Here is a 22626-nt window from a genome sequence, read left to right as displayed (position 1 = left end):
CGGTGTGGGGGTGGTGAAGTCGAGATTTTTGGGGGAAACCCCAACCTAGTCCACGCTCGGTTCTCCAGAAAGGCCGCAGTTGAGTAAGCTAATGCTCATGAGTAATGGCGCACCTAGTATTCACACCACTGCCGGCAAGCTGAACGAGCTTCGTCGCCGCATGGCCGAAGCCCAGGCACCCGTCGGCGCCGAGGCTATCGAGAAGGTTCACGACGCTGGTTTGATGACCGCCCGCGAACGCATCGTGGCGTTGTTCGACGAAGGCTCCTTCGTGGAAACCGATGCGCTGGCAAAGAGCCGCTCCAACTCCTACGACCTGGCATTCTGCAAGCCGGTGGGAGACGGCGTGGTCACCGGCTACGGTACCGTCGATGGCCGCTCGGTATGCGCCTTCTCCGCTGACTCCACCGTACTGGGAGGCAGCTTCGGCGAGGTGACGGGCGAGAAGATTGTCAAGATCCTTGACCTTGCAATTAAGACCGGACGGCCGCTGGTCACCATTATTGACGGCCGCGGCGCTCGACTGCAGGAAGGCGTCAACTCGCTGGCCTTCTACGGAGAGATCTGCCAGCGGCTGGTGAAGGCCTCCGGCCTCATCCCGCAGATTTCTGTCGTACTGGGTCGAAGCTCCGGCGGCAATGTCTTCGCCTCCGCACTGCAGGACTTCGTCATCATGGTGCGTGGCCAGTCCGAGATGCTCTTCGGTACCCCCGAAATGATCGCCGAGCGAAGCGCAGGTAAATCCACCCAGGACATGGGTGGTGCGGACATCCACATGGAAAAGACCGGCCTCTGCCATTACGTGGCCGACGACGAAGCGGATGCCCTCACCTACGCCAAGGAACTGCTCGCCCACCTGCCCTCTAACAACCGAGCAGAAGCACCCAAGCAGCCCTGGGTGAAACTCCCCGGCGCACCCGGTAGCCACCCACGTCCGGAAGACCTGGAACTCGACGCCATTGTTCCCGACTCCGACGCCACCACCTACGACATGGTGGAGATCATCACCCGACTCGTTGACGATGGCGACTTCCTGGAAGTACAGGCAGGTCGCGCCACCAACATGCTGACTGGTTTTGCCTGCATCGAAGGCCGCTCCGTCGCGGTCGTCGCCAACCAACCGCAGGTTCTCGCCGGTGCGATTGACACAGCTGCCGCTGACAAGGCCGCCCGATTCATCCGCACCTGCGATGCCTTTAACATTCCCATCATCACCCTGGTGGATGTGCCCAGCTTCCTCCCCTCCCTGGAAGAAGAGCAGGCCGGCTCCGTACGCTCCGCCGCCAAGCTCTTCTACGCCTACGGCGAAGCGGTCACTCCGTGTGTCACTGTCGTCGTCCGTAAAGCCTTCGGCGAAGCCTACAACGCCATGGGCTCCAAGCACCTTGGCGCTGACATCAACCTGGCCTGGCCGACCGCCCAGATCGCCATCGATGATGCCGCTAACTCCGTTCCCCGCCTGCACCATCAGCAGCTTGCAGAAGCTGCCGAGAAGGGTGAGGATGTGGAAGCCCTCACCGCAAAGCTGCAGGCCGAGTACGAAACACAGGTGGTTAACCCCTACGTTGCCGCTGAGCGCGGTTTTGTGGACTCCGTCATTCCGCCATCGCACACTCGGGACGAAATCGCCATCGCACTGCGTCTCCTCGAACGCAAGGTGGTTCCCAGCTACCCGAAGCGCCACGGCAATATCCCGCTGTAATGACCACTGTGGTGTTGGGGTCGGCCTCGCCGTCCCGCCTACAGATCCTCCGCAGCGGTGGAATTGAGCCTTTCGTTCTCGTCTCCACCGCAGATGAGAACGAGCTCAAACACCAACTCCCCGCTGGCCCCACACTGGTGGAACAGCTAGCTGCTGCCAAAGCCGCCGACGTTGCCCACCAGCTGTGTATTTCCCACCCGACACTGGCGGCTGACGCACTCGTCATTGGCTGCGATTCCATGCTGCTTACCGCAACCGGTGAGCTGGTAGGGAAGCCACTCACGGTAGAGCGCACCATCGCCCACTGGCAGCAGGTACGCGGCACTTCTGCAGAACTCCTCACCGGGCATACCGTTATTCGCCTGACGGACGGCGCAGAGGCCACCGCCTCCGCCGTCACCCGCACCGTCGTACACTTCAGCACTCCCACTGACGACGATATCCGTCGCTATGCCGAATCCGGCGAACCCCTCTACTGTGCCGGTGCCTTTACCTTGGAAGCTCTCGGCGGCTGGTTTATTGATGCCATCGAGGGGGACCCCTCCAACGTGATCGGGCTGAGCCTGCCCACCCTCCGCCGGCTCGCCGCCCAAGTGGGACTGAACGCCACCAGCCTGTGGAATACCGTCACCAGCCCATCAGCAGAAGAAAAGTGACAGAACATCGCACAGTAATTAGGTTTTTCGCACCACCGCGCTAAACTGTTATTTTGCGTAGCAGCATAAAAGCGCTGGATACCGCCAACGTATCGAGAGCGGATCCCAGGAACCATCTGCCACCCACGAGAAAGACCGTAAGAAGGGTAAACGAATGACCGTAAAGCCGGACGTGGTTTTCGACATCGTTAAAGGTAACCCCACCGAAGCAGAGGTTGCCGCCATCGGCGAAGCCCTCCGCACCATGGCCCTCGCCGCCTCGACCGACACCATGCCGCAGGTCACCAACGCCCTCAACAACTGGGGTGATGTTAACCGCCAGTTCTCCCCTGTTCTCGCCTACGCCCCCACCGCCTACGTCAACCTCTAGGCACCGCAGCCACATCACTAGGCGTAATCCACTTTTCTAGGAATAGCCTGCATCTCTAGGAGCTACTCCCACCCTAAAATGGTGTCCGCTACCGCAGTAGCCCCCCTCAAATGGATTTCCCCTGATCGTGATGAGAGACTGTCAAGTATGACTGTCGAACTTTCCCCGAATACAAAGGTCATCTTGGACGAATCCGAGATGCCCACCCAGTGGTACAACCTCAACGCTGACTTTCCCGAGCCCTGCGCTCCGCACCTCAACCCGGCCACCCAAGAGCCCGTCACCGAAGCTGACCTCCAACCGCTCTTCTCTGCCGAACTCTGCCGCCAGGAGCTCACCAAAGACCGCTACGTTGAAATCCCCGAGCCGATCCGACGGCTCTACACGCAGTGGCGCCCCAGCCCCCTCTACCGCGCCCGTCGCCTAGAGGAAACACTCGGCACTTCTGCCCGCATCTACTACAAGTACGAAGGTGTGAGCCCCGTCGGTTCACACAAGACCAACACCGCTCTACCACAGGCCTACTACAACAAGATCGAAGGCATTGAGCACCTCACCACCGAGACGGGTGCTGGTCAATGGGGAGCCGCCCTCAGCTACGCGGGCGCCATGTTCGATATTGACGTCCAGGTGTGGCAGGTCCGCACCTCCTACGAATCCAAACCCTACCGCCGCATGCTCATGGACCTCTACGGAGGACGCTGCTACAGCTCCCCCACCGTGGACACCAAAGCCGGCCGCGCCATGAACAAAAAATTCCCGGGCACCACCGGATCCCTCGGCATGGCCATCTCCGAAGCCGTCGAAGTAGCTCTCGGCGACGACAAGACCCACTACACCTTGGGCTCCGTGCTCAACCACGTGATGCTCCACCAGACCATCATCGGTGAAGAAACCCTCCTCCAGCTCAAGAAGTTCGGCGAAGAACAAGCCGACTACGTCTTCGGCTGCGCCGGTGGCGGCTCCAACCTGGCCGGCCTCTCCTTCCCCTTCATCCGGGAAATCATCGCCGGCAACTGCACCACCAAAGTTGTCGCCGTCGAACCTGCCTCCTGCCCATCCATGACAGAAGGAGAATTCCGCTACGACTTCGGCGACGTCGCCCACACCACCCCGCTCATGAAGATGTACACCATGGGTGCAGACTTCGTCCCCGACCCCATCCACGCTGGCGGCCTTCGCTACCACGGCATGGCACCCATGGTCTCCCACGCCTACCACCTGGGTCTCATGGACGCCATGGCACTCCCGCAGGAAACCACTTTCAAGGCCGGCCGCCTGCTGGCCCGCACCGAAGGTATCGTGCCTGCCCCCGAGTCCACCCACGCACTTGCCGGCGCACTCTTGGAAGCCCGCAAGCACCAAGGCACCCCCGGCAGCGGCCCGTCCATCGTCATCGGTCTCTCCGGCCACGGTCTCCTCGACATGCCCTCCTACGCCCAGGTCGGCATGCTGGAAAGCTTCTGACTAGCAAGCAGCTAAACACGCCCTGCGCGCACCCGCACCACGGACACCCGCTGTATCTCTGCTCACCAGCATAAGCACCCCCGAACACTGTCACCCATCCTTACTCCCAGCAGTAGGCAGGTGGGTGGCGGTGTTCCATTCATTCGGCAGAGCGCCCCCAGAAAAACTAGAATGACAGGTGAAAACTACTTCGCGCCCTGCAACTTCATGCCCGAGGAGGACAGCGTGCCCGCGCCCTACGATCTCAACCCGCGGTTCAACGACTACGCGCACCCAGAGCGCCTCGTCTCCACCGAATGGCTCGCTGAACACCTCGACTACCCAGGACTACGCATCCTCGAATGCAACGAAGACGGCCTCCTCTACGACATTGGCCACGTCCCCGGCGCACTCCGCCTCGACTGGCGCAAAGACCTCTTCGACCCCAACATCCGCGACTTCATCAACGGCCAACACTTCGCCAGCCTGATGCGCCACCTCGGCATCCGCCAAAACGACACCATCGTCCTCTACGGCGACAAATCCAACTGGTGGGCCGCCTACGCACTCTGGGTCTTCTCCCTCTTCGGACACGCCGACGTCCGCCTCCTCGACGGCGGCCGCGACGCCTGGTTCCTGGAAGAACGTCCCACCAGCTTCGCAGTCCGCACCTACCCAGAATCTGACTACCCCATCGTCGAACGTCATGACGACAACCGGCGTGTCTACCGGCAAGACGTCCTCGCCGCACTTGGTTCCTCCCTCATCATCGATGCCCGCAGCCGCGACGAATACGTTGGCAACACCCTCTCCCCACACCTCTCCAGCGCCGTCTCCCGCCGCGGACACATCCCCACTGCCTTCAACATCCCCTGGAACCGCGCCGTCGGACCCGACTCCCGCTTCCTCCCCCGCACTACCCTCGAAGACATCTACGACGGAGTCTGCTCCCCCGACGACGAACGCGACGTCATCACCTACTGCACCATGGGAGAACAAGCCAGCCACACCTGGTTCGTCCTCACCTACCTGCTCGGCTGCGACTGCGCCTACAACTACGACGGTTCCTGGTCCGAATGGGGAACCGCCGTACGGATGCCCATCGTGCAAGGCACCGCCCCCGGATCCGTCCCCTTCCCCCTCCCACTCAGCGCCCGCCACTAGACACAACCGCCCCCACCACGAGACATAACAGCAGCACAACCCAAGGCTACGTGTCCACTTTGTTCGGTGAAACCGGCAGGAAGGCGTAGACTTGGGTACGGTTTGACCCGGTAAAGTTCCCCTTTGCTGAAAAAGAAAAGTCACAGGAGAGAAGATTGTCCGCTAACGCAACAGCAACGATCAACAAAGTACTAGTTGCGAACCGCGGCGAGATCGCCGTCCGCGTCATCCGTGGTGCCCGCGACGCAGGCATCCCCAGCGTGGCCGTCTACGCCGACCCGGATGCCGACGCCCCTTTCGTTAGCCTCGCCGACGAAGCCATCGCCCTGCACGGCTCCACCGGCGCCGAAACCTATCTCAACGTCGAAAAGCTGCTTTCCGCAGCAGAAGCCGCCGGCGCCAACGCCATCCACCCCGGCTACGGCTTCCTCTCCGAGAACGCCGATTTCGCCCAAGCCGTCATCGACGCCGGCTACATCTGGATTGGCCCCCCGCCGGAGGCCATCCGCAAACTCGGCGACAAAGTCACCGCCCGCCACATCGCCGAACGTGCCAACGCCCCCATGGCAGCCGGCACCAAAGACCCCGTCAAAGACGCCGGCGAAGTCATCGCCTTCGCCGAAAAATATGGCTGCCCCATCGCCATCAAAGCCGCCTTCGGTGGTGGCGGACGCGGCATGAAAGTCGCCCACAGCATCGACGAAATCCCCGAACTCTTCGACTCCGCCACCCGTGAAGCCACCGCCGCCTTCGGCCGTGGTGAATGCTTCGTCGAGCAATACCTCGACCGCGCCCGCCACGTCGAAGCCCAAATCCTCGCCGACCAACACGGCAACGTCATCGTCGTCGGCACCCGCGACTGCACCCTGCAGCGCCGCTTCCAAAAACTCGTCGAAGAAGCACCCGCCCCCTTCCTTACTCCCGAACAGGAAGAGAAGATCCGCACCTCCGCCCGTGCCATCTGCCGCGAATCTGGCTACTACGGCGCCGGCACCGTCGAATACATGGTGCAAGGCAACACCGTCTCCTTCCTCGAAGTCAACACCCGTCTCCAGGTAGAACACCCCGTCACCGAAGAAACCACCAACCTCGACCTGGTACTGCGTCAGTTCGACATTGCCGAAGGCAAAGAACTCGACATCACCGAAGACCCCAAGCCACTCGGCCACGCCATCGAATTCCGCATTAATGGCGAAGACCCCGGCCGTAACTTCCTCCCCGCCCCCGGCACCGCCATCCGCTACGAAGAACCCTCCGGTCCCGGTGTCCGCGTTGACTCCGGCGTCCGCGAAGGCGACATCGTCGGCGGCGAATTCGACTCCATGCTGGCTAAACTCATCGTGTGGGGCGAAAACCGCGACAATGCTCTCGCCCGCGCCCGCCGCGCCCTCGCCGAATACCACATCGAAGGCCTCGCCACCACCATCGACTTCCACCGACACATCGTCTCCAACCCCGACTTCGTGGGTGACGGCAACAGCTTCAACGTCTTCACCAAGTGGATCGAAACCGAATGGAAGAACCCCTTCGACGCCGCTGATGAAGACCCCGACGCCGTCCAGATGGAACACCTCCCCAACCAAATCGTGGTTGTCGAAGTAGACGGAAAGCGCATGGAAGTCAGCCTGCCAGCCGACTTCGTCGTTCGCGGTTCCCGCCCCGCCAAGGTACGGAAGCCCCGCCCCCGCACCTTCGCCTCCAACTCCGGCTCCTCCGCCTCCGGCGACACCATCATAGCCCCCATGCAGGGCACCGTCGTTAAAGTTGCCGTAGAAGAAGGCCAGGTCGTGGAAGAAGGCGACCTCGTCATCGTGCTCGAAGCCATGAAGATGGAAAACCCAGTCGTCGCCCACCAAGCCGGCACCATCACCAACCTCTCCGTCGAGCCCGGTACCCCCGTCACCCCCGGCACCGCCATGTGCAAAATTCTGCAAGACGACGCCGAATAACACACCCCACACCAACAGCACACGCTCCCCCGCCCTGCCAAGGGCCGGGGAGCGTGGCGTATATCTCTTCTTGCCGTGGCAACCCAGCTAGCTCACACCCAGACCATACAGCTACCCGTAACCCCCATACCACCTGCGAAAAAGCTTTCCAACCAGCGCCACCATCACCCCCGCCAGGTTGCTCCCCCACGCTCCTCACTCTGCGCCGCTTCGGTATATTTGGAGTAACTCTGATGCCGAAAAGGAGCATTACATGCCTAGCTCTCGCTATGTTATTGCCCTTGATCAAGACACCGTTTTTACTCACTGCTCTGTCTTCGATCACGATGGAAATCTGGTGGCCACCACCGAACGTGACCATCGCCAGATTCTCCCCTCCCCCGGATACGTCGAACACGATCCGATGGAAATCTGGAAAAACGCCCGTCTGACCCTCGCAGAAGTCCTCGCCGTCATGGAAATCACCTCCAATGACGTCGCCGCACTCGGAATCACCAACCAACGCGAAACCGCCGTGCTCTGGGACAAAACCACCGGCCTCCCCATCTGCAACGCCATCGTCTGGCAGGACACCCGCTCCCATGCCTGCCTCGACGAAGTCGTCAACAAGATCGGCGAAGACCGCATCCGCGAACTCACCGGCCTACCCCCCACCATCTACTTCGCCGCGCCCCGCATCAAATGGATGCTCGACAACGTCGATGGCGCCCGCCAACTCGCCGACGAAGGCAAACTCCTCTTCGGCACCATGGACACCTGGCTCATCTGGAACCTTACCGGAGGCACCCAAGGCTCCGTCGACGGCCCCGCCAAACACATCACCGACGTCTCCAACGCCTCCCGCACCATGCTCATGAACATTGAGACATGCACGTGGGACGACGAACTCCTCGAAGCCTTCGACATCCCCAAGAGTATCCTCCCCCGCATCCGCTCCAGCTCCGACGTCTTCGGACACGTCCGCCGCCGCGGCCCCCTCCCGGGCGTCCCCATCGCCGGCATCCTCGGCGACCAGCAAGCCGCCGCCTTCGGCCAAGCCTGCCTCTCCGTCGGCGAAGCCAAAATCTCCTACGGCACCGGTAACAGCCTCCTTCTCAACGTCGGATCCGAACCCGCCGCCCCCGCAGACGGCCTCATCTCCACTGTCTTCTACCGCCTCGGCGACGACGAACCCGTCTACGCCCTCGAAGGCTCCATCGCCGTCACCGGCCTCGCCGTCCGCTGGCTCCGCGACAACATGGGCTTCTTCAACTCCTCCGACGATATCGAAGCCCTCGCCGCAGACGTCGAAGACAACGGCGGAGTCTACTTTGTCCCCGCCTTCTCCGGCATCATGGCACCCCGCTGGCGCGACGACGCCCGCGGCACCATCGTCGGCCTCACCCGCTTCGCCAACCGCAACCACATCGCCCGCGCCGCCCTGGAAGCAACCTCCTACCAGACCCGCGAAGTTGCCGAAGCCATGCGCAAGCAAGCCGACATCCAACTCAAGACCGTCAAAGTCGACGGTGCCATGACCGAAAACAACCTACTCATGCAGTTCCAAGCCGACATGCTCAACTGCCCTGTGGTACGCGGCAGACTCCGTGAAAACGCCTCCCTTGGCGCCGCCTACGCAGCCGGCCTGGCCGTCCACTTCTGGAGCTCCACCGACGAAATCCGGGCCAACTGGATCCCCAACGACATGTGGCGCCCCACCATGGACGAAAACACCCGCGAGGAGCTCTTCCACAACTGGAACAAAGCCGTGGAACGCTCCCTCGACTGGGCCTAACCCCCACAACCGAAGCACCCACACAGCCCACTCAAGGCCAACCTCCGGCCACAGCACCACAAGCAGCAGTGTCCAACCACACAACCCCATAAAAAGCCGCGGCGCCTCTCGTTAAACCCCACCAAGGGGTAGCACGAGGGGCGTCGCCGCGATATTCTCAAAACATGCCCCTCTACGCCGCCTACGGAACGAACATGGCGCCCGCACAAATGCTGCGGCACGCGCCCCACTCGCCACTAGCCGGCACCGCCTGGCTCGAAGGATGGAGACTCACCTTCGCTGGCGAAGACATGTCCTGCTGGGAAGGTGCCCTCGCCACCGTCGTCGAAGACCCCGACAGCCGCGTCTTCGTCGCCCTCTACGACGTCCCCGCCCACGACGAAAAACGACTAGACGAATGGGAGGCCTACGACCAAGACCTCCACCGCAAAATCAAAGCCCGCGTCACCGCACGCATCACCACCCCACCCCGCCCCGGCACCACCGACACCGAACCAGACATCCAAATCCAAGAAAAATCCGTCCTTGTCTGGTTCTACGTCATGGACGCCTACGAAGGCGGACTCCCCAGCGCCCAATACCTCGCCATGGTCGCCGACGCCGCTGAAGAAGCCGGCGCCCCCGCCAACTACGTCCGCGAACTCCGCATGCGCAGCTGCCGCCCCGCAGAACGATAACACCCCCAAAAAACACACAACAACGCCGCCACACCAAACACCCCGCAAGGCGACATTTCCCACCACAGCTAGCTCCGCTAACCTACATGACGGTGCCTACTCCATCCATTTCGGCTAGCTCCGCTAACCTACATGACGGTGCCTACTCCATCCATTCCGGCTAGCTCCGCTAACCTACATGGATATGCGGCCGCAGATCTCGGTTGGGCTCAGCCCTGCGCAGCACCTCGTGGGTCACCGAGGCCACCTCGCCCTGGCCCCAGAAGAGGAAACGGCTGAGGGAACGGGTGGGGCTGATGTTCGCCCATTCGAAGTAAGCGTCCGGCACCACACCGGTGACGTCGCGGATATACAGCAGGACGGCGGCAATAGCGTTCGGGGCACCCGGTGCATCAACCCACAACACGCGATGCTTACCGCGCATCCGGCCATGCACCTCCAGCACGGAATCGAAATCCGACGCGTCCTTCACATTCACTTCGAGGAACACAATCGGCACATCTTCTTCGATATGCGTCAATCGCCGCTGAATACGTTCCTTAATGACGTACTCATCCTGTGCAAACGTCTCCGGATCATGCGCCACAATAACCAGGCGATCACGGCGCTTCGCCGCCTTCAACACCTTCTGGGCTTCCTTATCGAAGACAATATCCTGCACACGCAGCTCATAAGCGCGGTGAATACGCGACGCAAATGACACACCTATAATCGCGGCAATGAACACCGCGGCGATCTGCACGCCCTCCGGACGCTCCACAATATTCACAATCGTCGTGTAGACAAAAACACAGGTAGTGATGGCAAAACCAACAAACTTGCCCCGCTCTCTGTTCTTCCATGCCGACAACGACACCGCGTAACCTGCCGACGTGATCAGCACCAACACGCCCGTCGCATAGGCTGCACCCTGGTGATCCACATCCGCCTTAAAGAGGATCGTCACCACAATAGCGACAACACCAAACACCATCGCCAGCGGACGAGTATGCGCCGCCCACTCCGGAGCCATACCAAAACGCGGCAAGTAGCGTGGCACCAAGTTCAGCAGGCCAGCCATGGCAGACGCACCTGCGAACCACAGAATAAGGATGGTAGCGATGTCATAGACCGTACCCATGCCATTGCCCATGTAATGGTGGGCAATGTAGGCCAAGGCACGACCGTTCGCCTCACCTCCCTCCTGCAACGCTTCCTCGGGAATAAGCATCGTGGTGATCATCGAGGACGTGATGAGGAAAGTACTCATCGTCAGAGCGGCCACCGTCAACATGCGGCGAACACCCTTCACACGATTCGCAATACGCTCCTCCTGCGTACCTTCACCGCCCTTAATCTGTGGCATCACAGCCACGCCAGTCTCGAAACCAGACAGGCCAAGAGCCAGCTTGGGGAAAACAATCAGCGAAATCGCGATCATCATCATCGGGTCGCTGTGCTGTGCAAACAGAGCAGTCTGCCAATCCGACACAAAATGCGGATGGGTCACCAGAATCCACAGCCCATTCCCCACCACAATGAGATTAAGGAAGAGGAAAGACGACACCAACACCACAGAAAGGTTGATAGCCTCGCCAAAGCCCTTCAAAAAGACACAGGTGAGAACGAACAACATAAAGATGGTGATGGGAACGTTCTGCCCCTCAAAAGAAGCCGGAGTGAACGGGTTCTCAATGACGTGCGCTGTCGCGTCAGCAGCCGAGAGCGTCATCGTAATGAGATAGTCCGTGGCCGCGAAGCCAAGGAAGATCAACACAAGAATCTTTCCGCCCCACTTCGGCATGAGACGCTCGAGCATGCCAATCGAACCCGCGCCAAGCGGAGATTCTTTCGCAACGCGACGGTAGATAGGGAGTGCACCACACACCGTGAGGAGTACGAGAACAATGGTGGCAAAGGGAGCGAGAGTACCAGCAGCGAGGGCTGCGATACCAGGTTGGTAACCTAGTGTAGAGAAGTAGTCGAGGCCAGACAGGCACATGACTTTGTACCAGGGGTGACGGTGTGCGTCATGGATAACACGGCCGTGCGGACCCTGTAGTGTGGCTGGCTGCTGGTCAGCGTCACTGAGCCACCAGCTCTTCAGACGTTCTCCGAGTTTGCGGCTACTATGGCCACTTTCCAACGAAGATTGATTCACGGCGAAGAATCTACTCCTATTTTTGCCAATACAAAATCCTTGCACGACGCCATTTTTAAATAGCAAAAAAGAGGCCTCGAAGCTACCTTTAAACTCTGTCCAAGGCCTCTTTTTGAGCTTTATTCTCGGCTTCTCAACAGCGAATAACCTGGCATTTTATTGAGATGTCTTATTGAGCCGAGGTGTCATTGTAGCGCGGCCCGTAAAGGCGGTCACCAGCGTCCCCAAGACCAGGAACAATGTAGGCATCCTCATTCAAACCATCGTCCACCGCAGCCGTCACCAACCGCACCGGCAGACCAGACTCCGCCAGCGCCTGCACTCCCCGCGGTGCCGACACCATACAAATAGCAGTAATATCCCGCGCCCCGCGGTCAGCAATGAGCCGCAGGGTATGCAACATGGAACCTCCCGTCGCCAACATCGGGTCAATAACAAACACAGTCTGATCAGAAAGATCGTCCGGCAGCGCTTCCAGATATGGGACCGGCTGATGAGTCTCCTCATTGCGGGCCATACCGACGAAGCCCACCTGAGCGTCGGGAATCATCGACATTGCCGCATCCACCATGCCCAAACCAGCGCGGATTACCGGCACAAGTAGCGGCGGCTGCAGCAGACGGTAACCAGTGGTCGGCACCAAAGGGGTGTTAATGGGGAGATCTTCCAGCGGAAGATCGCGTGCTGCTTCATATACCAACATCTGGGCGAGTTCTTTAAGTGCCGCCCGGAACTGTGCATTACTGCTGCGCTCGTCGCGCATTGTGGTGAGACGGGAAAGGGCCAGGGGGTGATCGATGACAGTTACATCCATGCCTCTAATCTTGGCATACCTCTCCCCTATTCATGGTCTCGAGGGCACCCTGAACTGTGCCAAAAATTCTTCGACTTTTTTACAGGCGAAGGAACCTTCTGGGAACAGGCAGCGTCATATGGTTAACGTCCATCTCCATGAAGGGGGAAGCATGTCTCTAAACCATGTTTCAGCAGATATCCCCGCCATTACAGCCTTCGGAACCGCAGTGGGTGCGGCCGGAGCTGGTCTTGCGGGTGAAAAGAGTCTGCTAGAAGTAGCGTCCAGCGGCGTCATCTTGCCCGCATTGGGCGTCATCGCCACGGAATTTGCCGTCGCTTACGAAACTGCCCATGCCGTTCACAGTGCCGGATTCACAAAGGTCGTTGGTGATCTTGAAGACAGCGCAGCACGCGCAGCTGCCACCAGTGCTGCCTACCTCAGCACTGAAGGCATCCATACCGCCACAATCGCTAAGGAAGGTGTGGAATGTTAGATCCCGTTACCCTCGCCCTGCCCATGATCCAGACCATGTCTGGACTGGGCGCACAAGGTTCCCTGGAACTTACTAACGCCACCGGTCTGCACATTCAGCTCAGTGTCGGATACTGTGCGGATGCCCCGGGCGCCAGTGGACAACCTGGTGCCACTCCCCCGATCCATTCCTTCCAGAGCGGACCCACCCCCAACCCGTTCACGACCACCGCTTCCCAACAGACCCTGCAGGCTCCCCATATGGGGCTGCCACTCGGCCTGCCCACCCTTCCTGCTCCGGATCTCTCTGCACTGCACGGGCTCATCTCCGCACTGGAACAAACCGGGCAGGCATTTGGCACAGTGGTCAACGCCATCGGAAGTGCCACCCAACAGATCGCTAGTGCGTGGACTGGCCCTGCCGCCAAGGCTGCACTCGAGGCCGTCAAAGACATCTCCTCGCACTCCGGTGACCTCGAAGTGAAGACAAGCGAACTCGCCAAGGCCACCAATGAGGCAGCTGCTATCGTCGGCACAGCAGCCATGGAGATCGCAGGCATCATCGCGAAGTTCCTGCACGAGGCTGTATCCTCCCTGAGCCTGATAGAGACGGGCATCGGGCCAAATCTCGCGATCATTGGTGCTGCCATCAACTCCTGTCGGCAGGCGGCGGAAGTGTTCATGAACGCACTCAGCCAACTGCAAAGCCCCACCGCAGAAGCTCTGAAGACGGCACACGACACCCGCCTTAATGCCGACATCACACTTCCGCTTGCACTACCCTCCCTCACGTCCATGACGGAAGCTGCGGGAGCCGCACTTACCCCCAAGCTCCCCACGCTAAAAGGCAAAGTGAAACTACCCGGCATGGTGGACGTTGCCGGAAAACTCGCCCCAGGATCACTCCCCTCCGGCCACATCGCCTGGGGAGATGACGCCAACAACTTCCCCCACTCCCAGCCGGCCGCCACCGAAGCAGCCTCCTCCGTCCCCACCACCAGCTCGCCCACGACAAACGGCCTCCACAACTACTCTGGTCCCACCGGGCTACAGAGCGGCGCAACCACTACTGCTTCCCCTACCGGTAGCCCCACCGGCTCCCCCGCCGGTGCTGGAGTTACCTACACGCCACCAGCTGGTGGCGGTACTATCGCTGCCACCAGCGTCGGCACCAACAACCCGGCCAATGGTGCCAGCTACCGCAGCGGCTATGACACCAGCGGCAGCCCCGCCGGCAGCAGCACCGCCAACGGCTACGCTGCCAACGGCTACTCCAGCTACGGCCCCCAGACAGCCACCGGAACCAGCGCCAATTTCACCCCAGCAGCCACCACCACAGGGGTCGGATACGTACCCGAGCACGACAACGGCAACTACAGCCCCCGTGGGAAATACACCAGCACCGGCAGCTACAACACGTACAGTGACCTCTCTTACGTCGGCATCGACGGCCCCGTCCCCATCGTCCTTCCCAACGGCACCACCGTGTACGCCCCCAATCCCATTGCCGCCAAAGCCATCGAGTCTGCACTGTCGCAGATCGGTGTCCCCTATGTCTGGGGTGGCACCAGCCCCGGAGTCGGCCTCGACTGCTCTGGTCTCACCCAGTGGGCCTACGAACAGGCCGGCCTAGAAATTGGCCGCACTACCTGGGACCAGGACAACAATCCGCAAATTCCCGTCGGTGATGCACTCCCCGGTGACCTGCTCATCTGGAACGGCCACGTTGCAATGTTCCTCGGCAACGGCCTGATGATTGAGGCAGGCGACCCCGTCTCCATCACCCCTGTCCGTACCGACAATGCCGGAATGACCTTCGAAGGTGTCTTCCGGCCCTGGCTGAAGGCATAGTACATGAGCAAGAACATCTACCGCACCGCCGACCGCACCATCACCATTACCTGTGCCGACAACGGCGACTTGCTCGGCATCGAGCTGCACGGGAATCTCTCCCCCGCACGGCTCTCCGCCGAACTATGTCGACTCCACGCCAAGGCGCTACCACAGTACGAGCAACCGTACAGCAACCGAGAAATCGACAGCGTCATGGCACGGCTCAGTGAACCGCCCACCCCGGCACTGGCAGAAATCTATGGTGCCCTCCACGACAGCATGGCCACCCTTCGCAAAGCTGGCGAAGACCTCCAGGCCCACCCCAGCGAAGGAAGCACCGAAGCAGTCACCGTCACCATCTCGGGACGCGGCTGCCTCACCTCTGTCGAATGCAAAGACAAAGCGAAGAAGCTCACTGCAAACGAACTCGCCACGTCTCTCCTGGAGGCCTACCAGCAGGCTAAAACAGCTGCACAAACCTACTCAGAACAATGGCGTACACAGCTGACGGCTGCACTCGAAGAGATCAATCCGGTTCGCGTAACACGCGCCTAAAAGTTCCCCACAAGATATGGCAGTGGCTCTGTAACTCCCGTAGGCTGAGAGTATGTCTGTAGCTGATATTGTTCCTGTAGCACTGGGTCTTCCCTCCGGAGACTTCGTCACCCTGTGGGCCCCCGCCTGGCGGGAAGACGGAGAAGACTGGGAAGCCATGCTTGGCCTCGACGAAGACCTCTACGGCTTCGCTACCCCTGCCGAACTCGCCGCTTTCCTCCGCTCCGGCGCGCCCAACGACCTGGAAGACCACCCGTCGTGGGAACACACTGCACAACTCTCCGCACTCGAACTCGACCCCGACGAGGAACACTCCTATGACCTCGTCGGAGTTCCGGAACTCCTCGCCGAAGACCCCACCGAAGAATCCGTCCTCGAACTCGACGACTGCTTCACCATGGTGCGCACCATCGGCAGCATCTGCGACATCCCCGAGATCGAAAAATTCTTCCGCAAACACGGAGACCTCGGCGCCACCTCCGGCGGAGTCGACAACTTCTACGGCCGCGAAGGCGCCCGTGAATGGACCCGCATCGGCAAAATCGTCAGTAAGAACTGGGACGCCATCCTCAACCTCGTCGACAGCCTGCTCGTCAGCCCGGAGGTAGACGCCGCCCTCCTCGCCCAAGCCGAAGCAGACTTCGCGGAAGCCCGCGCCCTCGCTGCAGAACAAGAAGACGACACCGCCGGTCTACTCGACGCCGACGAATGGGAACCCGACGCCGACGAAGACCCCTTCTGGGCCAGCATCGGTATCGACCCCATCAAGATCATCCTCCCCGGCGGCACCCGGTTTAGCCTCCGCTGCTACATCAACGACGAACCTCTCTTCCTCGGCAACGATGAACACATCTTCGGCTTCACCAGCCAGCGCGGCATGCTGCGCTTCCTCGCTGAAGAACCCGACCACAGCATGTACAAACTCCCCGGCTGGGACCAAGTAGCCTTCCGCGCCGGCAGCGGTGAGCTCAACGTCCGCCCCACCGACGACAACATCTATTCCTTCGTCCGTCTCCCCAAACAGATGAAGAATGGCCCCGCAGACGTCGACGAAAATCAGCTCGACCTTGCCGTCGAACTGCTCCTCGACGCTGAAGACTACCTGGATACCGACGTCGTCGACGCCTACCTGGACGATTCCACCCGCCTCGGCAGCTACGTCGAATCTATCCTCGGGGACAACACCGAAACCCCCGCGGACCCCTACGACGACATCGTCGACGAATGGGACAAACTGGTGATCTGGCTCGACAGCGTCATCGACAAACAATAGCCACCACCACGCGACACCCCAGTCGCACCCCACAACGCCATTCCGCGCATTAGAGAGGGCCGCTCTACCAAGAGCGGCCCTCTCTAATGCCCTAGCGGACAAACAACACGTCGCCCAGCGCTAGTCGTTGTTCTCCCGCTCTTTCACAGCGGCAGCAGCGACCACAGACAAGCTCGCAGCCTTACTCTTCTCATCCCGATCCGTTTCACTACGCTTCGCAGCCACATCTCCACGCAGCGCCCGCTGCGACGTCGCAGCCCAAGCCGTGCAGAAAAGAATAATGCGCCAAGTGAAGAAAAGGAACACCATAATACCGATGATCGGGCCGAACACAACACCCGCCGGAGACGACAAAACACTCTTCACGTAGATCGCCGCCACCCGGATCCAGATCACCAGCAGCACCGTAGCGCCAGTAGCCGCCACCAACGACGCCCGCGGCTCCGCGTGTTTACGCGGCAGATAGCCAATCACCCAAATCATCACAACCCAGATAGCCAAGGCAGAAACAAGCAGCGACACCACCGTCAACAACACCTGCATACCCGGCACATGGCTCAACTGCAGCCACCCGACGACCTTCTCCATCAGGCCAGACGACGAGATCATAGTGAGACCAAACGCCACCACAAACGCCAGGAAAAGCCCCAGCAGTGCCAACAGATCCTTACCCTTCTTCTTCAAGAAGTTCTCGGCCTGCAACGGAATGGCCCACTGAGCGGTCAAACCATCTCGCAGATTACCAATCCATCCCAGCCCGGAATACAAGGCAGTCAACAAGCCAATAACACCAACTGCGGAGCGCTGCTTCACCGCCGTCTCCACCAACTGGGACACCTGCTCCCCCATCGAACCAGGTACCTTGGCGACAATTTGATTCTGAATGTCGACCAGCAGCTCGGGGCGGGAAAACAGGAAAACACCAGCGATCGCAAAGCCCACCATCAGCAGCGGAAAGATACCCAACACCGAGAAATAGGTAATGCCACCGGCGTAAAGATTGCCGCGTTCCTGCGAATAACGTTCGTGCGTCGCCAACAAATGGTCCAGCCACGGCCACTTCACACGGAATTTAGCGAGGCCGCGAAGAGCATCCGGCTCCTTCAGATCAGTACTGATAGTCATCACTTCCTTAGACGAGTGGTGGCTAACAACAGTGATCAGCGCAGCGGACGCAAGAAACCAATCTTCTCGTAAACCTTATCCAGAACCGGAGCCGAAAACTCGCGGGCGCGTTCCGCACCACGCTGCAGCATCCGCTCCAGCTCTGCCCGGTCAGAGAGAATCTCATCCACGCGGGCGCGCAATGGAGTAGCGAACTCCGTCATCGCTTCCGCGGTATCCTTCTTCAGATCGCCATACCCGTGGCCCTCGTACTCGGACACCAACGAATCGATGTCGGTACCACTGAGTGCACTGAGAATAGTGAGAAGATTGGAAACGCCGGGCTTATTCTCGCGATCGAAAGCAATCACACCGTCGTTATCGGTTACTGCCGAACGGATCCGCTTAGCCGAAACCTTCGGATCATCCAGCACGTTAATAATACCTTTGGGATTCTTGCCAGATTTTGACATCTTCGACGTCGGGTCCTGCAAATCGTAAATCTTGGCCGAACCCTTAATGATAAAAGCCTCTGGCACAACGAAAGTGCGCCCGTACTTATTATTGAATCGCTCTGCGAGATTTCGCGTCAATTCAACGTGCTGACGCTGATCCTCCCCCACCGGGATGAGTTGAGGGCTGTACAACAAGATGTCCGCAGCCATCAAAATGGGGTAGTCAAAAAGCCCAACCGTGGTCTTATCGCGCCCCTGCTTGAGCGACTTGTCCTTGAACTGGGTCATCCGGCTGGCCTCGCCAAAACCCGTCATACAGTTGAACACCCACGTCAGCTCCGCATGTTCCGGCACCTGCGACTGCACAAAGAGCACCGACTTCTCGGGGTCAACACCCAGTGCGATGAGCTGTGCTGCCGCACCCCAGGTTCGCTCCCGCAAAACCTTCGGATCCTGCTCCACGGTAATGGCGTGCATATCCGGAACGAAGTAGAAGGCGTCGTAATCCTCCTGTAACTCCACCATCTGCTTCACAGCACCCAAGTAATTGCCTAGGTGGAAAGAATCGGCGGTGGGCTGCAGGCCAGAAAGGACGCGCTGACGGCCCTGCGGCTTCGTATCGGTGTCTGTCATGGTTGTTCAACTACCTATGTTCGAGGTTGTGAGCGAAAAAGTGTGTGGTGTTCAGGGTACTCGCGTTGCGCTGCGAGACGTAAAGGAGGCTGCTCACCGCAGCTCCCGGCTAACCCCGAACAACCCGCTACTGGTAGGTGACGGTCACTGGGGCGTGGTCTGACCAGCGCAGCTCGTAGGCATCTGCCCGCTCCACCCGCGCATCCACCAGACGTTCCACCAGCCCAGCCGTAATCGCCTGGTAGTCGATACGCCACCCGGCGTCATTATCGAAGGCCTTCCCCCGGTAGCTCCACCACGAGTAGGGGCCACGCTCCTCCGGCAGCAGATAACGCTGCGCATCCGTCCACCCGGTAGGGACGCCAGACTCGTCAACGCCAAGACCCTGCGGCCCGAAAACGCTTGTCATCCACTCCCGCTCGGCCGGAAGAAAGCCCGATTTCGTGGTATTTGCCTTGAAGTTTTTGAGATCCTCTTCGCGGTGGGCAATGTTCCAGTCTCCACACACAACGGTTTGTGGGGCGGAGCCGGCAGCCACCTGCATCGCCCGCTGCTGCAAGAATGCGCTGAAGCCGTCCATAAAGCGGTACTTTTCGTCCTGGCGCGGAGTGTCTACCTCCCCGGAGGGAAGATAGAGCGAGGCCACGGTCAGTACGTCGCCCTCACTAGCTCTTGCTAGCTTCCCGTCCACTGCAAAGTCGGCCTCAATGTAGCGCCCAGCACATGCGAATTCCTCCACGTCGATACCGGTACGAACAGCCAAAGGGGCCTCACGGCTGAGAATGCCGACGCCGGCGCGGCCTTTTGCGGCAGCCTCCTGCATGCACAGGTGCCAGCATCCGCCGTTGTCGACAAGCACCGGTGCGAGGGCCGTCACAGTTTGTGCGGGGGTAGCGCGTACTTCCTGCAAACACACGACGTCGGCGTCCGTGGACTCTAGCCAGGCAAGGAACCCAGGGTTCTCAGCAGAGCGAACGCGGGTGGCAGCGCGAATGCCGTTGACGTTGACAGAGGTAACAGTAATGCTCACTGCTCAGCACCTTTCGCAGTAAAAGAGTCCACAGAAGCAGCTGCGTCCTTACCGGATTTCACCAAATAGACGGCGGTGAGGAGGAATACGAGGCCCAGGGCACCGAGAGCTGCTCCAAAGACGGCGGGCAGGATGTACATGAAGTCGCCACCCAACTGGTGGTGGACTACCTGCGTGGAGAGGAAAGAACCGATGATGTTCGCCAGGCAGAGTGCCACATGGTTCATCGAGGACGCCAGGTTTTGGGAGTCACCCGCATGGCGAATGAGGCGTACCTGCATAGCGGGCGAGAAGGCGCCTGTGCCGAACACACCCACCAGGAATACTTCAATGAAGAGGGTAACGGGGTATTGCACCATGAGCGGAGAGACTGCCAACACCACAACAAAACTGCCCATGATGATGGGGAAGGCGGCTTCCGGAAGTCGGTCAGAGAGTTGGCCGGAGAGGAGGGTACCGACGAGGGCACCAAAACCAATGACCATCATTACGAACGGCATGATGTCGGGATCCATCCCGGTGACGGTATTCACCGTCCGGGTAATGTAGCTGAGGAACCCGTAGAGACCACCGAAACCGATGAGACCAGCCACTAGAGTGAGGATGACCTGGCGATTCTTGAACAGACCAAGCTCCTTCTTGGGGTTGGAGCCCGATAAGTCTTTCATGGCGGGAAGCCAGGCGAGCATTGCCGCGAAGGCCAGAGTGCCGAAGAGCGCGATAATGCCGAATGCGTAGCGGTAGTTGGTGACCTGGCCCACCCAGGTGACGAGAGGGACGATAGCAAGATTGGCGATAGGCAAACCGAGCAGGGAGATGGACACAGTCCGGGCTGTTTTGCCAGGTGGCGCCAGATAGGCGCCGACGAGGGCCATGAGCCCATAGATCGCCCCGTGGGGGACGCCTGCAAGGAAGCGTCCCCCCAGGAGGATCCAAAAGTTGGGGGCAAAAACAGTGAGGAGGTTACCCACCACCTGGGTGCCGACTGCCACTATCAACAGCTTTTTGCGGTTGATGTGGACGAGAACCACGGTGAAGAGGGGTGCCCCAAAAACCACACCGATCATGTAGAGGGTGATGGCGAAGCCGAGTGTCGACTCTGTCGTCATGCCCAGGTGCTGACCTACATCGGGCAGCAAGCTAATGATGACGGATTCCGTACAGGCGGTACCAATGCCACCCAAAATGAGGGCGAGGATGGAGAGCGTGGCGGAACCGGAGGTAGCGCGAGAGCTCCCACGACCTCCCTCCTGTGTCGCGGAGCGAGGAGGGGTAGACGTGCCAGTGTCGGCAGCAGAGGAGGGAGTGGTGGGAACGTCGCTCACAGGCTAGACCGCCAGTTTCTTTCCAAGGTTAGTGATGAGGGCTTCCATGAACTGTTCGGTGGTGAGCCATTCCTGGTCACCGCCCACGAGGAGGGCGAGGTCCTTGGTCATCTGGCCGCCTTCGACAGTGTCGACGATGACCGTCTCCAGGGTGTTGGCGAAGCCGACGAGTTCCTGGTTACTGTCCAGTTTGCCGCGGTGGGCAAGGCCCCGCGTCCAGGCATAGATGCTGGCGATGGGGTTAGTGGAGGTGGGGTTACCGGCCTGGTGCTGGCGGTAGTGGCGGGTGACGGTGCCATGGGCGGCTTCTGCCTCGCAGGTCTTTCCGTCGGGGGTGAGGAGGACGGACGTCATGAGACCGAGGGAGCCGAAGCCCTGGGCGACGGTGTCGGACTGGACGTCGCCGTCGTAGTTCTTGCAGGCCCAGACGTAGCCGCCTTCCCACTTAAGGGCGGAGGCGACCATGTCGTCGATGAGGCGGTGCTCGTAGTGGAGGCCGGCGGCCTCGAACTGTGCCTTGAACTCTTCGTCGTAGATGCGCTGGAAGATGTCCTTGAACTGGCCGTCGTAGGCCTTGAGGATGGTGTTCTTGGTAGACAGGTACACCGGGTAGTTCATGCTCAGGCCGTAGTTGAAGGAGGCGCGAGCGAAGTCCTCAATGGACTTGTTGAAGTTGTACATGCCCATAACGACGCCGCCGTCTTCGGGGAGGCGCACCACTTCGTGTTGGATGGGTTCGGAGCCATCATCCGGGGTGAAGGTGATGGTGACAGTGCCGGCGCTGGGGGCTTTGAAGTCGGTGGCGCGGTACTGGTCACCGAAGGCGTGACGGCCGATGATGATGGGCTTGGTCCAGCCGGGAACCAGACGAGGCACATTTGCCATGATGATGGGGGCGCGGAAGATGGTGCCACCGAGGATGTTACGGATGGTGCCGTTGGGGGACTTCCACATCTTCTTCAGGCCGAATTCTGCAACGCGGGCCTCATCGGGGGTGATGGTGGCGCACTTGACACCAACACCGTGCTTCTTGATGGCGTTGGCAGCATCAATGGTGATCTGGTCGTCGCTGGCGTCACGGCTCTCAATGCCGAGGTCGTAGTACTCGAGGTTAAGGTCGAGGTAGGGAAGGATCAGTTCGTCACGAATGTCTTGCCAGATGACACGGGTCATCTCGTCACCGTCGAGTTCAACGACAGTGCCGTCGACGTGGATCTTCGACATTGATTCTCCTTTGGTGGCGCAGTGCGCGAGGGTTAGGCGTGGATGCAGG

General features: G+C 60.1%; 19 protein-coding genes. 12 read left to right on the top strand and 7 right to left on the bottom strand.

All coding sequences use genetic code 11. From position 1 onward, the window contains the following. The first annotated feature begins 97 nt into the window (after window positions 1-97). The 8 genes from IY73_RS06040 (at window position 98) to IY73_RS06005 (ending at window position 9738) form a co-directional block, all read left to right on the top strand. Window positions 98-1702 (top strand): acyl-CoA carboxylase subunit beta, encoded by a 1605-nt coding sequence (locus IY73_RS06040; RefSeq protein ID WP_390175745.1) that lies wholly within the window; start codon window positions 98-100, stop codon window positions 1700-1702. Further along, entirely contained in the window at window positions 1702-2358 is a 657-nt protein-coding gene (locus IY73_RS06035; protein ID WP_096334773.1) for a nucleoside triphosphate pyrophosphatase, read from the top strand. Before IY73_RS06040 ends, IY73_RS06035 begins: the two co-directional genes overlap by 1 nt. A 154-nt stretch (window positions 2359-2512) precedes the next feature. Continuing rightward, window positions 2513-2728 (top strand): acyl-CoA carboxylase subunit epsilon, encoded by a 216-nt coding sequence (locus IY73_RS06030; protein ID WP_053962294.1) that lies wholly within the window; start codon window positions 2513-2515, stop codon window positions 2726-2728. Window positions 2729-2875: 147 nt separating this feature from the next. Then, window positions 2876-4195, top strand: a complete 1320-nt coding sequence (locus IY73_RS06025; protein WP_053962293.1) for a TrpB-like pyridoxal phosphate-dependent enzyme — start codon at window positions 2876-2878, stop codon at window positions 4193-4195. Between the two features lie 225 nt (window positions 4196-4420). Continuing rightward, the gene (locus IY73_RS06020) at window positions 4421-5338 is read left to right on the top strand and encodes a sulfurtransferase (RefSeq protein ID WP_192839649.1); all 918 of its coding nucleotides are present in this window, start codon (window positions 4421-4423) and stop codon (window positions 5336-5338) included. A gap of 155 nt (window positions 5339-5493) precedes the next feature. Beyond that, entirely contained in the window at window positions 5494-7287 is a 1794-nt protein-coding gene (locus IY73_RS06015; RefSeq protein ID WP_053962292.1) for an acetyl/propionyl/methylcrotonyl-CoA carboxylase subunit alpha, read from the top strand. A 253-nt stretch (window positions 7288-7540) separates the two neighbouring features. Then, window positions 7541-9061 carry a glycerol kinase GlpK gene (gene glpK, locus IY73_RS06010; protein WP_053962291.1) on the top strand — a complete coding sequence of 507 codons (1521 nt, stop codon included), beginning with the start codon at window positions 7541-7543 and terminating at the stop codon, window positions 9059-9061. 164 nt (window positions 9062-9225) lie between these two features. Beyond that, window positions 9226-9738 carry a gamma-glutamylcyclotransferase family protein gene (locus tag IY73_RS06005; protein ID WP_053962290.1) on the top strand — a complete coding sequence of 171 codons (513 nt, stop codon included), beginning with the start codon at window positions 9226-9228 and terminating at the stop codon, window positions 9736-9738. 169 nt (window positions 9739-9907) lie between these two features. Here the strand turns inward: IY73_RS06005 and IY73_RS06000 are convergent, their stop codons facing one another. Together IY73_RS06000 and upp are read right to left on the bottom strand one after the other, a co-directional pair. Continuing rightward, window positions 9908-11719: an APC family permease gene (locus tag IY73_RS06000; RefSeq protein WP_237025151.1), complete on the bottom strand. Its 1812-nt coding sequence runs from the start codon at window positions 11717-11719 to the stop codon at window positions 9908-9910. Window positions 11720-12047: 328 nt separating this feature from the next. Further along, complete coding sequence (upp, locus tag IY73_RS05995; RefSeq protein WP_053979078.1) at window positions 12048-12692, bottom strand: uracil phosphoribosyltransferase; 645 nt, start codon at window positions 12690-12692, stop codon at window positions 12048-12050. Between the two features lie 151 nt (window positions 12693-12843). Here upp and IY73_RS05990 point away from each other — a divergent pair, with 151 nt between their 5' ends. From IY73_RS05990 to IY73_RS05975, 4 genes are read left to right on the top strand one after another with little or no spacing between them, the layout of a single operon-like run. Further along, a complete protein-coding gene (locus tag IY73_RS05990; RefSeq protein WP_148565063.1) occupies window positions 12844-13167 on the top strand; it encodes a hypothetical protein in 324 nt (107 codons plus the stop codon). Beyond that, the gene (locus IY73_RS08660; protein ID WP_053979076.1) at window positions 13161-14996 is read left to right on the top strand and encodes an NlpC/P60 family protein; all 1836 of its coding nucleotides are present in this window, start codon (window positions 13161-13163) and stop codon (window positions 14994-14996) included. The genes IY73_RS05990 and IY73_RS08660 overlap by 7 nt, the downstream gene beginning before the upstream one ends. A gap of 3 nt (window positions 14997-14999) precedes the next feature. Continuing rightward, a complete protein-coding gene (locus IY73_RS05980) occupies window positions 15000-15533 on the top strand; it encodes a YbaB/EbfC family nucleoid-associated protein (RefSeq protein WP_053962285.1) in 534 nt (177 codons plus the stop codon). Window positions 15534-15585: 52 nt separating this feature from the next. Further along, on the top strand, window positions 15586-16806 hold the full coding sequence (locus IY73_RS05975; RefSeq protein WP_053979075.1) for a hypothetical protein: 1221 nt from the start codon (window positions 15586-15588) through the stop codon (window positions 16804-16806). Window positions 16807-16926: 120 nt separating this feature from the next. Here IY73_RS05975 and yhjD read toward each other — a convergent pair whose 3' ends face one another. The 5 genes from yhjD to IY73_RS05950 form a co-directional block, all read right to left on the bottom strand. After that, window positions 16927-17931, bottom strand: a complete 1005-nt coding sequence (gene yhjD, locus IY73_RS05970; RefSeq protein ID WP_053979074.1) for an inner membrane protein YhjD — start codon at window positions 17929-17931, stop codon at window positions 16927-16929. A gap of 35 nt (window positions 17932-17966) precedes the next feature. Then, window positions 17967-18998 (bottom strand): tryptophan--tRNA ligase, encoded by a 1032-nt coding sequence (gene trpS / locus IY73_RS05965; protein ID WP_053962282.1) that lies wholly within the window; start codon window positions 18996-18998, stop codon window positions 17967-17969. 127 nt (window positions 18999-19125) lie between these two features. Continuing rightward, entirely contained in the window at window positions 19126-20028 is a 903-nt protein-coding gene (locus tag IY73_RS05960) for an exodeoxyribonuclease III (RefSeq protein ID WP_053979073.1), read from the bottom strand. Further along, window positions 20025-21353 carry an MFS transporter gene (locus IY73_RS05955; protein WP_053962280.1) on the bottom strand — a complete coding sequence of 443 codons (1329 nt, stop codon included), beginning with the start codon at window positions 21351-21353 and terminating at the stop codon, window positions 20025-20027. The genes IY73_RS05960 and IY73_RS05955 overlap by 4 nt, the downstream gene beginning before the upstream one ends. Window positions 21354-21356: 3 nt before the next feature. Continuing rightward, the gene (locus IY73_RS05950; RefSeq protein WP_053962279.1) at window positions 21357-22577 is read right to left on the bottom strand and encodes an NADP-dependent isocitrate dehydrogenase; all 1221 of its coding nucleotides are present in this window, start codon (window positions 22575-22577) and stop codon (window positions 21357-21359) included. Window positions 22578-22626: the final 49 nt, after the last annotated feature.

It is taken from the genome of Lawsonella clevelandensis (assembly GCF_001293125.1).
Lineage (GTDB): Bacteria > Actinomycetota > Actinomycetes > Mycobacteriales > Mycobacteriaceae > Lawsonella > Lawsonella clevelandensis.
Note: the sequence above shows the minus strand (reverse complement) of the source record. Positions and strands in the feature narration are given on the sequence as shown.